Source organism: Neobacillus rhizosphaerae (assembly GCF_050477885.1).
Classification (GTDB): Bacteria; Bacillota; Bacilli; order Bacillales; family Cytobacillaceae; genus Neobacillus; species Neobacillus rhizosphaerae_A.
Genome location: NZ_JBCNAC010000119.1, coordinates 14885 through 29087, shown reverse-complemented (window position 1 = coordinate 29087; position 14203 = coordinate 14885). Strand labels below are relative to the sequence as shown.

The window sequence follows — 14203 nt, the reverse complement described above, 5'->3', positions numbered from 1 at the left end:
TTGCCTCAGGTTCTGACAATGTTGCTCTGGTTTAATCCAACACTGTCAGAAGTTGCCTCAGGTTCTGACAATGTTGCTCTGGTTTGAACCCACTCTGTCAGAAGTTGCCTCAGGTTCTGACAGGTAAGCCCAGGTTTGACTCCTCATTGCAACAAAGTTTATAAAAAGAGCTCTCATTTTTGAGCTGGAACAAGCACCTCCACCACCGCGGTATAGCGGCGGGGGACTGTCCCCAGAACCTTCTGTCCCCAGAACCTTTAATCCCCCAAGTACTCCCGCAATGTCTCAATAAATTGTTGTAATGCCTTCGTTTGATAAGGAGAATGCGTTAAGATGGAGAAATTCCGTATAAACGGCAATCCTTCCACATCAACGATTTCAAAATAACCATACATCAGTTCTTTCTTTATGGCCCATTGCGACAGCAGGCTGATTCCTAGACCAGCTTCAACCGATTCCTTGATGACCTGCGTACTTCCGAATTCCATCACTTTCTTAGGAGTAAAATCCAAGCTTTCAAAGAAGTGTTCGGCCGCTTCCCTTGTACCCGAGCCCTTTTCTCGTAAAATCCAACACTCCTCCCCCAAATCCGCTATATTTCTTCTATTATCCTCTTTTATCAAAGGATGCTGCGATGAAGCGACAATGACCATTTTATCTTCTGCAACAACCTCTACATTCGGTACCTTTTCTTTAATATGCCCTTCTACGATGCCAATATCTAATTGATGAGTTTGGACAAGATCAATGATTTCTTTTGTATTATGAATCTGAATAGTCGGTGTAATAAGCGGGTATTTTGCCTGTAGCCTTGCGATAATATGCGGCAAGATATATTCCCCAAACGTGTAGCTCGCACCAATCGCGATGGGGCCGCTCGCTTTGTTGGTAAGATCATCGATTAAATACTGCATGTTAGAATAAAGGGCAAGAATCTCTTTTGCATGATGGAAGACAATTTCTCCAGCCTTATTCAGGCGGACAAATTTATTATTCCGTTCCAAGAGTCGGGCTCCAACCGATTCCTCCAGGACTTTGATGTATTGGCTGACCGCCGGTTGGGTCATGTGTAGGTCTTCTGCAGCCTTTGAAAAATTCCCCTTTTCTACAACCTTTACAAACACCTCTAAATAGTGATCCATGGTAACCCCCATTTAATGTATATCGATTTACTTATGATAACTATTATATATCATTATTTTCCTTATCTACAAAACAGGAGTAGGATGAAAGTACAAAATAAGTTGTGGGGTGATTGAATGAGTAATCAATCAGCAAGAGCCTTATCTTCACACGAAATAGCTGGCCAGCAACAGCAGCAAAAAAAGCCGGAGCCACAATCCAAAGCTGGTTTGTGGGTAGGCGGAATCGCTTTTACCATTGTCATTGCGGCAGCTGGATTTGCCCTTTCGGCGATACCTGGCTTTAACCGAGTCGGACCGATGGCTTGTGCCATTATCTTGGCCATCATTTACCGGCAATTTTTTGGATATCCTGAAAAAATTCGAGCAGGAATTCAATTTTCAGCGAGATATTTCTTACGGTTTGCGATTATCTTATATGGGTTAAAATTAAATGTCGACGTGATTCTGAACCAAGGCTTGGGGCTGGTGTTCCGTGATGCCGGGGTTATCGTCTTTGCGATACTCACTACAGTTTGGTTAGGAAAAAGACTGAAAGCGGATTCATCCTTATCGTTACTTCTAGGGGTTGGTACCGGTGTATGTGGGGCAGCAGCGATTGCAGCGGTAGCACCCATCATCAAAGCCAAAGAGGAGGATACGGCAATTGGGGTCGGAATCATCGCTCTAGTTGGGACCATTTTTTCCATCATCTATACGATTATTCGTCCGCTTCTTCCCTTGTCCGCTGTGGATTACGGGGTCTGGAGCGGCAGCAGCCTTCATGAAATTGCCCATGTAGCTTTGGCCGGTGCACCTGCGGGTCCAGATGGGTTGGCCATGGCCCTCTTGGCCAAGCTAGGACGCGTTCTGCTGCTGGTTCCATTATGTTTTATTTTGATGTATTGGATGAAACGAAAAAGTGCAGATGCGGCAGGAGAAACGAAAGTGGATTTCCCTTGGTTTTTGGTGGGGTTCATTCTCATGAGCTTGTTCGGAAGTTATGCTGTAGGCACGTGGGTTCCAGTACCAACAGCCGTTCTAGACGGCATCTCAACTGCAACCACCTTTATCCTGACATCAGCCATGGTCGGACTTGGCCTAAACGTAAGCCTTCGTGACCTCCGAACAAAAGCCCTAAGACCACTAATAGCCATGCTAATCACATCCATCTTTCTATCGGTTATTACTTTCTTTATTTTATAGATATATAAATGGTTCTCATGCATCGATTCCATCGAAGTTTGAGGGCCATTTTCTTTTACTAGTTTCCTGTCTTCAAAAAAGTGACAGTCCTCGTTTTGACTAACAAAGCAGGTTAATAGAATACATGAATAGAATAAGTTATAGAAGTGATAGGAGGTAGATTTTCTATGAATGATCAATATTATGTTAGCTGGGGTACCTTAGCGTTAATCAATGCTGGGATAGCCCAAGGTAAGAACAGAGGTGGTCTAAATTGGTTTTTACTATCCCTACTCTTAGGTCCAATAGCCACATTGATTTTAGTGGTTTATGATAAAAAATAACGTAGACTTCTCTTCTTTGCCAGGTCTTCTAACAATGTTGCTGGCTAATCCGCTAACGCTGTCAGAAATTGCTTTCGAATCAAGAACAAAAAAGGGATAGAGTCCAACCAACTCCGTCCCTTTACGCCACATCACACACTACCTACATTGCTAATACCTTTCTATCTTTCTTGTTTTTATACATATTCCTATCTGCTTCAATAAATAGTTGCTCCATTTGATGAATGGAATTCCTGCTATATGCAAAGCCAACCGACATTTTAATGTGCTGTGAAAGCGACTCAATATAAGAGGTATGTATCTCATCTTTTATTGAATGAAACAACTTCTCCACCTCTTCAATAAATGTATCAGTAATTAAGAGTGCAAATTCATCTCCACCAAGTCTTGAAATAGTGACTTTTTCTGAGGAGAAACTATTTAAAACTTCAGCAGTAGTTTTGATTAATACATCTCCCGCTTTGTGACCAAACACATCATTCACACGTTTCAATTCATCCAAATCACAGATAAGAATGGCAACCGAGGAATTCACTTCTTCGTCATATTTCCTCAGTTTCTTTTCAAAGTAACCTCGATTATGTAATCCTGTTAAGTCATCATGATTAATCTGATATTCAAGCTCTGATTGTAAACGAATTTTCTCATTTATATTTCTTAGAATCCCTTGGAGGGCGATAATTTCCCCATCCTTATATACAGGTGTAGTGTATTCCTCATAGGAATTGTATCCGCCTTCCTTGTTTCTAATTCTATAGATAATTGGCTTATTGTAATCTACTTCACCCCTTATTTTTTTCCACAGCATATCTAGGTCATCTGGATGAACTAAATAAAAAAACTTTTCTGGATCAACAAATGCTTCCTTCCCCATTTCTTCACCCCAAAAATGTTCCAACGGGGGCAACACGTAACGAAATTGGAATCCTGGAACTTTCTCAAAATAATAGATAATATCTTTGGTACTGGCAACTAATCCCGAAAACCGCAGATCCTCTTCCATTTTCTCTTTGCGTCTTTTCTCTTTATCGAGGTAATAATACATTCCAAAACCTAAAATCCCTACTACCCAACCTGCAAAAAACAACATCATTTGTGCAAACATCCTTTCTAATTAGTCTAAAAAGTTCTGTTTCCATTTAGATACTCTTTTGTGTCTCCCAAAAATAAAAAAATCTTAATCGGAAACCCGATTAAGCTTAATTGGAAATTCTAATCGGTAGCTGGCTGGCTTTTTCATATAGAAGTTAGCCCCTTTAGCTTTGCGTCCTCACCTTTCAATGAGTTTGCCTTTTCTTTTTGAGATTAATAGTTCTTTATTCCTATTATAGAATATTTTACAATATTTTCAATATCCCATTTTTGTGATATATTGTAACGATTTATTGAATAGTAAATGAATGATTGTACTTTCACTTGGGAATCATTTAATATTTCCTAAAAGCAACGGCGTTTGGTTTATAATATAATTGTCTGAATAATATAAGTGGGGTGAAATTAAGATGAGTAAAAAAATTGCTATAACCGCACTATGTTTAGGCATAATTGTGGTAATTAATTTTTTTCAATGCGTCTTACTAAACCTACAATATCTGCTAGTCCTAATATTCCAACTACATCCTTGGAAGAAAGAATCTGCGAAAGAGTATCAGCACAAATTGGGCGGCGATTGCAAAAAAATTCTTTTGTTTGATACTAATTCAAATTTAGTTTAGAGTAGCTCAGGAATCATTCCTGTTCTTACCAATGGAGGATTTACTGACTTTAAAAAGTTTATTTATCCAGAGATGGATTTCCAGGAGTTTAAAGAGGAGAGAGGACCAATAGACTGGCGAGCCAAAATAATGTCCAAAAAAATTTTTCCATTATATATGGTTTTGCCGAAGACGCCGCAAAGACCATCTTTATTAATAGTGAAGACAATATTCAGCAAAACAGGTTTTTCGTTCGAGATAACTTGTGGTTTTGGTATGTTACTTTCCAGAAAAATAAAGTTAAATTGCCAGTTAAGGTAACAATTTATGATGAACATGGTCAAATAATTCGATAAATTTAGTTTAATATGTTAATTATCCTTATTAAACCTGCTTAGTTAGTTGAAGAAGCCAATATTAATAATTTCAATATAATCTTCCATTAAATATGCTAAAAACAGTGTGATCTTAAATGAAAAGCACACTGCTTTTATGGTTGTTTTTATATTCACTTATTACTATGCGGGTACCAACTGAATAAGATTTTTTTCATTTGTATACATTAGTTCACTTTCTCTAAATCTGCTAAATAGTTAAACAAACTAGTAGAACCTTTCCCTTGGTCTCTTGCTAACATCTTACATACTTACGTTTGAACCCAAGCCTCTTCCCTCGATCGATTTCCTTTTGAATATTTTCGGAAGCATTCAGGATACTGCTTTTTTTCTTGTCCCGCTTGAGCTCGACTGGGCCTACTGCCTTTGCGGTTTCAACCGCCTTCTCATGAAGTGGCACAAAGGAAATCGCGACCGTGTAGATAAAATTATTCATAGCGGACTTCGTTCGTTCAGGAGAATCATGAATCGTGTTTTCCACCTGATCAAGCATATTCGCAAGCTTGCTTGCACTAAACTCCTCGTCCTTGCGATTACCCAAAAGCCAACAGTAACAGCTCCAGCCTGCCGACATTCGAAGTTCTTCCCCGCTTGCAATCCATTTATCAGCAACAGCTTGTGCCAAATCGCTTTCTGCTAAAGTGACGGCAACCACATAATCAGACAGCATATAAAAGTATGCCGCATCGATCCAACGATCAAAATCCTCCTCCGTCATCGCCTTGGGGTCCGCAATAACGCCTGCAAAATACATGGCATCGTAGTTCCCGGTGGCGTAAAGCTGCTCGGCCAACGGCTGATTTTTCTTGATTTTCTTTGCGATCGGCTTCATTGCACCTGTAGCCACGCCAAAAAGCGGCTCGTGGGCACCATTGCTTATGTATGTCTTCTTACTACGTTCCTTGCCCAGTGCTTCCAGTTCCTGCATAACCAATTCAAAATCCATCGCTTTGCACTTCCTTCCCTACTAATCATCTCCACCTCATTGTGCCACAGCGTCGTTATCAAGGCAAAAAGGGGACAGTCCCCCACCGCTGTAAAGCAGCGGGGGACTGTCCCCTTTTTTCAAGTCTGCGAATCCATCGCTTTCTCTAATCGTTATAAAGCATTTCTGTGTCATCAGGAATGCTTTTTATTTTTTTCTAAAATCGAGTGATATTTATATACCAACAACAATAATATAATTAAAACCGATAATTTTTTATTGATAAACAATAAATAATGATTTAAAATCAAATTGAAAACAATTAAGAGAGGTGCTTTTTATGAAACAAGGAATATCAACACTCTTTTTAAAGATTGCTGTTATTTTTATTGGAATCCCAGTACTTGCTTTGTGCATATTTTTGGTACCTGAGCTAGGGAAGATTGCCGCAAAATTAATTCCTGAGTTTGCCTATATAAAATATCTGGTTTCCAGCGTTTTTTATGCATCAGCGATCCCTTTTTACTTTGCTTTGTATCAGGCTTTCAAACTTTTACGCTACATTGACAGAAATATAGCTTTCTCGGAAATTTCTGTAGTCGCTTTAAAGAAAATCAAACAATGTGCCATTACAATCAGTACCTTGCATGTATTAACCTTGCCGCTCTTCTATCTCTTTGCGGACAAAGACGACGCCCCAGGTGTCATCTTTGTCGGATTGGTTGTTCCTTTTGCTTCAATGGTGATCGCTGTTTTTGCTGCTGTCCTCCAAAGACTTTTACAAGAAGCGATTGATATCAAATCGGAAAATGATTTGACGGTATAAGCACGCAGCAACATTTATTAGTGTGCAATAAGCATTTGTGCCTTTATGGTAGCAGCAATACTATTTGGAATTCTATTGAGTGCAGGTAAAGGTGAAGACATAACAGGCTTTATAAGTTTGGGATGTATGCTCACTTTTGCTTCGATCGTAATCGCAACCTTTGCAGGTGTCCTCCAAAGGCTTGTAAAGGGAATCGTAGATATACACTATCTGAAAATGATTTAATCGTGTGAGGTGGATAACTTGGCAATTATAATCAATATTGATGTGATGCTGGCTAAAAGAAAAATGAGCGTAACGGAGCTTTCGGAGAAGGTTGGGATTACGATGGCGAACCTTTCTATTCTAAAAAACGGGAAAGCAAAAGCAGTTCGTTTTTCAACATTAGAAGCGATATGTAAGGCTTTGGACTGTCAGCCAGGTGATATTTTGGAGTATAAAAGTGACGAAGACACACAAGAAAAATAGACAACAGATTTCATTAATTAACGGGTGCAATAGTGAAAAGGTTTGAAAATATAGGATTGCCTCAGCAACTCCATTCTTAAACTTTTGCACCCCGTAACTTTAATTGCAATCCTTCACAAACTGATATATATCCTTGAAATTTCAGACAGCAAAAAAGGCTCTAGAAACAGAGCCTTTTTAGTTTAATTTATCTTTTAAATCCACCTTCTGAATGTATAATCTGACCTGTAATCCAATCTGCTTCATCACTGACCAGAAATTTAATACTTTTTGCAACATCTCTCGGTTCACCTATTCTACCGAAAGGAAACATCGGTTTTAATTTACTTTTTATTTCTTCTGTCATCCACCCTGAATCAGTTGGACCTGGATTTATTGCATTGACTGTTATTCCTAAAGGGGCTAGTTCAGCCGACAATGTAATAGTTAGAGCATCAACTGCTCCCTTTGTTGTTGCATATGCTAATTCACCAGGCATTGGTCCTTGAAACTGACCCGAAGTAATATTGATTATTCTTCCACCAGATTTCTTTCTAAACCTTTGAGCAAATATACTACTTAATAGCGTCGTTGCACGAACATTTACCATGTAATGTTTGTCTAATTCTTCGATAGTTATATTAGAAAAATCGTTGTTAGTCGAGTATGCTGCATTATTAATCAGGATATCAGGATAACCAAGTTGTTCAGAAACTCTGTTTATAAGTTGTTCAGGTGCATCATGTTGTGTTAAATCCAACTCCATACATGACACCCTAACACCTTTTTTTAGTAATTCTTCTTTTAATTTCATTGGCTCATTAAAATCAATGCTCCAAGGCATTTTTTTATCATATTCCGTCCAGTACGTAAAAAAGATATGATAACCCGTATCAGCTAACTCTTTACAAATAGCTGCTCCAATACCTTTCAGACGGCTTACACCCGTAATGATTGCAATTTTATCTTTTAGGTTTTGCTGTTTTAGATGGTCATCGCTGGAATGTGTTGTATATGGATATGAGCAAGATGCCGAAGGAGTAATAAATAGCAGCCGTACATCCAGCCTTGGCTCTCTGAGGGCTCACTACAAATTGTACCTCCAGCCTTTACTGCCCTCTTGCTATTTCATCTCTTATCGACTGGGACGGTTCTAGTGGCTTTTTATTTATTCCGAAGTGACGAACTCTTAGACCAAGGGCACTTGAAGAGCAAAAAGGACCAGCAGAACATCCCCTTGGCCCCCCATGGTTGTTTCACAATTTTTTATTAACTCCGTATTCTAATAAAAAGATAAATCATAAGGTGGTAAGTACATGATTAACGTATTATTTGTATGCCTGGGGAATATTTGCCGTTCACCGATGGCAGAAGCTTTGTTTCGCGACTTAGTCAAAAAAGAAAATTTGACTAAAAAAATCGCAGTTGATTCCGCAGCAACTAGTTTATTGCAAATCGGCTTCCCTCCTCACGAAGGAACTCTTGATATTCTAAAGAAATACAATATCTCTTCTGAAGGGCTTGTTGGACGCCGACTAAAGAAAGAAGACTTTTGGAAGTTCGACTATATTATTGGTATGGATGAAAGTAACATAAAAAATATTTGCAGGATAATCGGCAAGCCTATTCATCCAAAGATCATTAGGCTGCTCGACCTGACCAAAAACAGAAAAGATGTCCCCGATCCATTTTACACAGGTGATTTTGATGAAACCTATCGTCTTGTTTCAACCGGCTGCAGGGCATTACTCAAGAAAATACGCAGCGAACAAAACTTATAACACCGAGGCATCCATCTTAATCCGACAATCAAAACAGTTACGAATTAAAAAAAAAGACCGCAGCTGCGATCCTCCCTAACCTTAAGCACTTGTTAACTCAACAACAAATGATTACAACTCTCTATTTCTCCCATAGCTCAACCAGTCTACCTTCAGGATCTTTAATCCAAATAAACTGACCGAATTCACTAACCTCTTTTTCCTTTTCAAGCGGTACACCAATTTGTTCAAGATGCTGAATTGTCTCGTTTAGATTATAAACCTCGAAATTTAACATCACTTGCTGTTCTGTTGGAAAGTAAGGGTCATCTTCAGTAAAGAAAGAAAAGATCGTTTCATTTTCTGAATGGGGTTTAATAATAGTCCCATTCCAATTGTCAATTTCAAGTTTCAACACTTCACTGTACCATTTTTTTATAGCTTCTAGATTTTTAGTCCTCCAAAATATTCCCCCGAAACCCTTTATCATCATAATAAACTCTCTCCCTTATTTTTCGACTAAATTAGAAATTCAAGAAATAAAAACAAATTCCTTCTTCAAACAATCAGCTTTGTTAATTTTAATCAAAAAATAAAGACCCATCATTTATAATTAAATTTTTTAATATAAATATTAAATATATTTATTTATTAGTTAAAAAATATTTAATTTATTAATTTATATGTTTAATACTTAAGTGTTTTGGTGTATAATCGAGTTATTAATAAAGAAGGAGGGAATTATGGCATATCCTCTTATTTCAGAGTGCCCCGTTTGTAGTAAGCAACTAAAAGTCACAAAGCTACAGTGTACTCATTGTCATACCACAATTGAAAATGAATTTGAACTCTCTAATTTTGCCACTCTTAGCAAGGAACAGCTAGGTTTTATTGAAACTTTTCTAAAGTGCCGTGGAAATATTAAAGAAGTTGAAAAAGAGCTTGGAGTCTCCTACCCCACCGTTCGTGGGAAATTAGATGATATTATCTCTTCCCTTGGATATTCCACCACTAAGAAGGTTGAAAAGGTGGATCGGAAGAAAGTAATTTTAATGCTGGAAAAAGGCGAAATAACAGCCGAAGAAGCGATTGGGATATTAAATGAGGAGGAATCCTAATGAGTGAAGAAATTTCAAGAGTATTAACCATGGTGGAAGAAGGAAAGTTGGACAAAGAGAAGGCTGCTGAGTTAATCGATGTACTCCAAGGAAAGAGTAATCAGGTCGACCTAAATAAACGGACCTCACCCTCCTACTTAAACAAAATGCTAAAAGTCCGTGTTACTTCTCAGGAAGGTGACAATATAAATGTGAATCTGCCCATAAAACTCATAAAAGCTGTTTTAAAGGTAGGAACTAATATTGCTAAAATGATTCCTGAATCCGAAAAGTATGTAAAGGATATCGACGTTGAACTTTTAATTGAAGCGATTGAAAATGAATTGGACGGACAAATTGTAGATGTTACTTCAGCCAAAGGTGACAAAGTACTGGTTATCATTGAGTAATATGATAAAGATAAAAATAAGAGCAAAAGCCAGACGATTTATTATTCCAGTCCCGTATGCTTTTTTACATTTATCCATTGGAATCCTCACTTCAAAGCGAATCCTGGTCCATGTAAACCGTGCAATTGAAAAAAAAGCAAAGAAAACGTTTCAAATTCCTTCTATAAACAGGGAAGATTTGAAGCCTTTGCTAAAAGAACTTTCAGAGCAAAGAGGACTACTGCTGGTTGAAACAAGCCTTAAAGACGGAACAGAGGTTTCTATTAGGTTATAGAGCACAATTCCTTCGTACTGGAATTGTGCTTTTTCTCTGCTATTGTTACGGTTCATTTTCTCCCACTCAAAACCATTGCATTTCCTAATACTTTTTTGTTCAATAAGAGCTTTGGCAATTTCATTTCTTTAGCTAGCTTGCAGCTATTCAATTCAGATACACCTTGTTTCTTTAAGTCATTTAAAAGATCTTTTTTATCCCCAAAGATTGTTTCATCCATAAACAAATCTAAGAAGACAAATTCACCTCCGGGTTTTAACACTCGTAATGCCTCTTTCATTACTTCTGTTTTATTTTCGCTATCTTTAACTTCATGAAATGTTAGACAACTGACAATATTATCAAATTCATCATCATGAAAAGGGAGGTCAGCTGCACTTGCTTTCAAAAAAACAATCCTTTCAGAGACCCCTTCTATTTTAGCATTCTGTTGGCATTGTGCCTTCGAATATTCCCAATTCCCGCCCCAATAGTCAATACCAGTTAAAAAGGACTTAGGAAAAGTCTTTGCTAGTTTAATAATAAGTGAACCACTGCCTGTTCCTATATCTAATATTTTTCTTTTTCCATCCCCATTCACCTTTGCAACAAGTAAATCATGTATTTTGGACTGATAATTCCCCCCAAAAGCTGCAAATTGGTAAACCGAATAAGAAAGGATACATGCTATATAAATAAAAGGCAGCGCTAAAACACCTGACAGAACTCTCAGATAGAAAGGAACAGGCAATACTGTGATCAAGAGAAGAATGAGGGAAATACCCAAAAAAATAAGTAGTTTGTACATTCGAATCCAAGTTTGATATTTAGCCTTTGTTTTCAATATATCAGCCATCCCTAAATTTGTTTGTAATCATTATAAAGAATTCGCAGGGACAGTTCTAGTGGCTTTCCCCAAAAGACTTAATGGAAAATACCGAAAAGACGAGCTTATGTGGCGTAAAAAACTAGAGGCGTAAAAAGAACCAGCAGAACCGTACCATTGAGAAGGTGAGAGGATTCGTTTCCCTTGTAAAAGGACTTACGATTGTTCATCTTTTCTTTATAGATATTGCCATCTCAATGGCCGCCTATGTGATGACGCAATTTTTTTGTGAAAATATTTATGGTAAGAAAATAAGCCCTCATAGAAGGAGTCTATGAAACCAAATTGGATGTTAGAAAGAGTAGACGGTCTCGTAGGAGGAGTCTATGCGCCCACACTCGCTGTGAGAAAGAGAAAAAGGTCGCGTAGAAGAAGTCTACGAGACCAATCTAGCTTCAAAAAAGCGATGAAGGTCGCATAGGAGAAGTCTACGTGCCCAATCTGGCTTCAAGAAGGAGCAGAAGGTCGCGTAGAAGGAGTCTACGTGCCCAATCTGGCTTCTAGAAGGAACAGAAGGTCGCATAGAAGGAGTCTACGTGCCCAATCTGGCTTCAAGAAGGAGCAGAAGGTCGCGTAGAAGGAGTCTACGTGCCCAATCTGGCTGTTAATCCCAATAGCACGATATAGTCTGAAACCAATTCATTCATATGCCACGCCCTTCCTCTCATTAACCTCCTACATTTCACCACATACTCTCCTAAACTCAACAACAAGAAAAAGTACCTCATCCAAAACTCCTTGCAAAGTTCATCGTTTTCTCTTGATACTTGGTATTTAGCTAAGCTGCTCCGTTAATTAAAGCGTAATCCCCCTTTTAATTCTCATCGTATATACTACTTGTTGAAACAATTTTTATTGTTCATTCGTCTAAGCAATACGTTATGAAAAGGAGCAAAAAAATGTTGTCAGATTATGTTGAAGGAAGGCATTTGTCTAATAAGGATGATATTTTAATAGATTTAATGAACGAATACGGCACTATGGTGAAAAGATTAGCGTTTTCCTATGTAAAAGATAAAAGTTTAGCAGAAGATATTGCACAGGAGGTTTTTATTTCAGCTTATAAAAACCTCAATTCATTTAAAGGTAACTCTAGCTATAAAACCTGGATTTACCGCATAGCCATTAATCGATCGAAAGATATGGTAAAAAGCAAGGCATACAGAATGGTTTCTCTTAGTCATATCATCAATCCCTTTAAAAAAAGCAGCATCTCAACAGAAGTAGAAGTGATTCGAAGGGAAAATACCAATAAAGTAGTGGAGTGTATATTAACGCTCCCCGTTAAGTACAGAGAAATCATCTATTTATTTTATTATGAGGACTTAAAGATTCACGAAATCCACCAAATCACTAATATAAATACCGAAACGATAAAAAGCAGATTAAGAAGAGGAAAACAGCTTTTGAAAAATAAGCTATCTGCGGAGGATTTACAAATATGAATTTTAATAAAATGAAAGATAAAATGGACCAAGGCGTTTTTGGAGAAATTCATTTTACAGAAATAGAAAAGTATAAAGTTTTGAACAAGATCAATAACAGAGAAGTTGTAAAAACAAAAAATCTTTTTAAAGATTTTTTATCAGTAGCAGCTTGTGTAGTCATAATAATAGGACTTAGTTATCTTTCTTTTGGTAATCAAATGAAGAAGGATCCTATGTCTTCTGAACTATATAACAGCAGTACAGCAGCAGTTACAACTACTAAACAAGTTCCTAAAGTTAGTCAGGCTGAATTAGATCAGGCAGCAAAAAACTTCGCTCAAATTGAAAACGATCAAAAAGGGGATGACTTCTTCTACTACTCAATGCTAACGCTGGTACTTCAAAAGCTTGAGTTCAAAGGAGAAGAATATTACCGTCTTCCAATGTCGGTTGAGAATATCAAAAGAATCCAGATGGACCGAGCAAACCTACAATATTTGAAAAACAAAGCAGTTGAATTTAAAGCATCGGAACCGTATCAGAATATCATAGACAAGTGGTTAAAGGGAGACTTCTCTACGATCGATAATGACTATCTGTTAATTAGGAACATGAAAGGTGCCCACTTACAGCCAAGCGAAAGTCCAGTAAGGAAAGTTAGAACAGCTGAAGAGGAACAGAAATACATCGAGCACTTCTTTGGTAACGAGGGATTACAAATTAATGAAAGAGATTGGCGATGAATCCACAGGGTCGGTTCTAGTGGCTTTTCATAGTAGTATTGTTTCGAAGTGACGACCTCGTGGGCCTTAAAAGTGCAAAAAGAACCAGCAGAACCGTCCCCTTGGCATCCATGTGCTATAATTTAGAGGATAAATGAAAGAGAGAGGTGACGATTCGTGGCCATACATGTTGTTTTATATCAACCAGAGATTCCGGCTAATACTGCGAATATCGCACTTACTTGTGCCGGTACCAATACAGCCTTGCATTTAATCCGACCACTCGGCTTTTCAACAGACGATGAAATGATCAAACGATCAGGGTTAGATTTCTGGCAATCTGTAAACATAACGTATTATGACTCATTGGATGACTTTTTTTCAAAAAACCAAGGTGAGTTTTACTATATTGAGACATTTGGTGAAAAAGCTCATTCTGCCTTTGATTTCAGTGATGGTTCAAAGGATCATTATTTTATGTTTGGAAAAGAGACCACTGGTTTACCAAAAGATTTACTAGAAAAAAATCAGGATCACTTTTTGAGAATACCAATGAATAATCATATTCGTTCACTGAACCTTTCGAATACAGCTGCTATATTGGTCTATGAAGCCCTGCGCCAGCAGGGATATCCCCAATTAAAATAAAAAATCTTCCGTATTGGAAGATTTTTTTTTGATTATCCAAACAGAAATTATGCTTTTGCGAGT

General features: G+C 37.8%; 18 protein-coding genes and 1 riboswitch. Of the genes, 12 read left to right on the top strand and 6 right to left on the bottom strand.

All coding sequences use genetic code 11. From position 1 onward, the window contains the following. Positions 1–257: 257 nt before the first annotated feature. The gene (locus ABES03_RS17095) at positions 258–1142 is read right to left on the bottom strand and encodes a LysR family transcriptional regulator (RefSeq protein WP_430118856.1); all 885 of its coding nucleotides are present in this window, start codon (positions 1140–1142) and stop codon (positions 258–260) included. A 117-nt stretch (positions 1143–1259) separates the two neighbouring features. On the opposite strand from ABES03_RS17095, the gene ABES03_RS17090 reads away from it, so the two are divergent. Both ABES03_RS17090 and ABES03_RS17085 read left to right on the top strand, forming a co-directional pair. Further along, positions 1260–2327: a YeiH family protein gene (locus tag ABES03_RS17090; protein WP_430118854.1), complete on the top strand. Its 1068-nt coding sequence runs from the start codon at positions 1260–1262 to the stop codon at positions 2325–2327. 167 nt (positions 2328–2494) lie between these two features. Further along, positions 2495–2650, top strand: coding sequence for a hypothetical protein (locus ABES03_RS17085; protein WP_430118852.1), 156 nt, complete (start codon positions 2495–2497; stop codon positions 2648–2650). A 142-nt stretch (positions 2651–2792) separates the two neighbouring features. On the opposite strand, the gene ABES03_RS17080 is transcribed toward ABES03_RS17085, so the two are convergent. Together ABES03_RS17080 and ABES03_RS17075 are read right to left on the bottom strand one after the other, a co-directional pair. Further along, positions 2793–3743, bottom strand: coding sequence for a sensor domain-containing diguanylate cyclase (locus ABES03_RS17080; protein ID WP_430118850.1), 951 nt, complete (start codon positions 3741–3743; stop codon positions 2793–2795). A gap of 122 nt (positions 3744–3865) precedes the next feature. Further along, a riboswitch (cyclic di-GMP riboswitch) is annotated at positions 3866–3951 on the bottom strand. Between the two features lie 1023 nt (positions 3952–4974). After that, the gene (locus tag ABES03_RS17075; RefSeq protein ID WP_430118848.1) at positions 4975–5685 is read right to left on the bottom strand and encodes a DNA alkylation repair protein; all 711 of its coding nucleotides are present in this window, start codon (positions 5683–5685) and stop codon (positions 4975–4977) included. Positions 5686–6004: 319 nt separating this feature from the next. Here ABES03_RS17075 and ABES03_RS17070 point away from each other — a divergent pair, with 319 nt between their 5' ends. From ABES03_RS17070 to ABES03_RS17060, 3 genes are read left to right on the top strand one after another with little or no spacing between them, the layout of a single operon-like run. Beyond that, positions 6005–6490, top strand: a complete 486-nt coding sequence (locus ABES03_RS17070) for a DUF2975 domain-containing protein (protein WP_430118846.1) — start codon at positions 6005–6007, stop codon at positions 6488–6490. A 45-nt stretch (positions 6491–6535) separates the two neighbouring features. Beyond that, complete coding sequence (locus tag ABES03_RS17065; RefSeq protein ID WP_430118845.1) at positions 6536–6715, top strand: DUF2975 domain-containing protein; 180 nt, start codon at positions 6536–6538, stop codon at positions 6713–6715. A gap of 18 nt (positions 6716–6733) precedes the next feature. After that, positions 6734–6958 (top strand): helix-turn-helix domain-containing protein, encoded by a 225-nt coding sequence (locus tag ABES03_RS17060; protein ID WP_430118843.1) that lies wholly within the window; start codon positions 6734–6736, stop codon positions 6956–6958. A 187-nt stretch (positions 6959–7145) separates the two neighbouring features. Here ABES03_RS17060 and ABES03_RS17055 read toward each other — a convergent pair whose 3' ends face one another. Then, entirely contained in the window at positions 7146–7898 is a 753-nt protein-coding gene (locus ABES03_RS17055) for an SDR family oxidoreductase (RefSeq protein WP_430118862.1), read from the bottom strand. Between the two features lie 355 nt (positions 7899–8253). Here ABES03_RS17055 and ABES03_RS17050 point away from each other — a divergent pair, with 355 nt between their 5' ends. Further along, positions 8254–8718, top strand: a complete 465-nt coding sequence (locus ABES03_RS17050; protein ID WP_430118841.1) for a low molecular weight protein-tyrosine-phosphatase — start codon at positions 8254–8256, stop codon at positions 8716–8718. 121 nt (positions 8719–8839) lie between these two features. Here the strand turns inward: ABES03_RS17050 and ABES03_RS17045 are convergent, their stop codons facing one another. Then, the gene (locus tag ABES03_RS17045; RefSeq protein WP_430118860.1) at positions 8840–9187 is read right to left on the bottom strand and encodes a VOC family protein; all 348 of its coding nucleotides are present in this window, start codon (positions 9185–9187) and stop codon (positions 8840–8842) included. Positions 9188–9440: 253 nt separating this feature from the next. On the opposite strand from ABES03_RS17045, the gene ABES03_RS17040 reads away from it, so the two are divergent. Genes ABES03_RS17040 through ABES03_RS17030 form a run of 3 tightly spaced genes read left to right on the top strand, consistent with a single transcriptional unit; the run spans position 9441 to position 10478 of the window. Further along, entirely contained in the window at positions 9441–9815 is a 375-nt protein-coding gene (locus ABES03_RS17040) for a DUF2089 domain-containing protein (RefSeq protein ID WP_430118839.1), read from the top strand. Next, on the top strand, positions 9815–10204 hold the full coding sequence (locus ABES03_RS17035) for an SHOCT-like domain-containing protein (RefSeq protein WP_430118837.1): 390 nt from the start codon (positions 9815–9817) through the stop codon (positions 10202–10204). The genes ABES03_RS17040 and ABES03_RS17035 overlap by 1 nt, the downstream gene beginning before the upstream one ends. 1 nt (position 10205) lies before the next feature. Then, positions 10206–10478, top strand: coding sequence for a hypothetical protein (locus tag ABES03_RS17030; RefSeq protein WP_430118835.1), 273 nt, complete (start codon positions 10206–10208; stop codon positions 10476–10478). A gap of 52 nt (positions 10479–10530) precedes the next feature. Here the strand turns inward: ABES03_RS17030 and ABES03_RS17025 are convergent, their stop codons facing one another. Continuing rightward, positions 10531–11304 carry a class I SAM-dependent methyltransferase gene (locus ABES03_RS17025; RefSeq protein ID WP_430118858.1) on the bottom strand — a complete coding sequence of 258 codons (774 nt, stop codon included), beginning with the start codon at positions 11302–11304 and terminating at the stop codon, positions 10531–10533. Positions 11305–12242: 938 nt separating this feature from the next. Between ABES03_RS17025 and ABES03_RS17020 the strand changes: the two genes are divergently transcribed. From ABES03_RS17020 to trmL, 3 genes are all read left to right on the top strand, one after another. Beyond that, the gene (locus tag ABES03_RS17020; protein WP_430118833.1) at positions 12243–12788 is read left to right on the top strand and encodes a sigma-70 family RNA polymerase sigma factor; all 546 of its coding nucleotides are present in this window, start codon (positions 12243–12245) and stop codon (positions 12786–12788) included. Next, entirely contained in the window at positions 12785–13513 is a 729-nt protein-coding gene (locus tag ABES03_RS17015) for a hypothetical protein (protein ID WP_430118831.1), read from the top strand. Before ABES03_RS17020 ends, ABES03_RS17015 begins: the two co-directional genes overlap by 4 nt. A 156-nt stretch (positions 13514–13669) precedes the next feature. Further along, positions 13670–14140: a tRNA (uridine(34)/cytosine(34)/5-carboxymethylaminomethyluridine(34)-2'-O)-methyltransferase TrmL gene (gene trmL, locus ABES03_RS17010; protein WP_430118829.1), complete on the top strand. Its 471-nt coding sequence runs from the start codon at positions 13670–13672 to the stop codon at positions 14138–14140. The last annotated feature ends 63 nt before the right edge of the window (positions 14141–14203 follow it).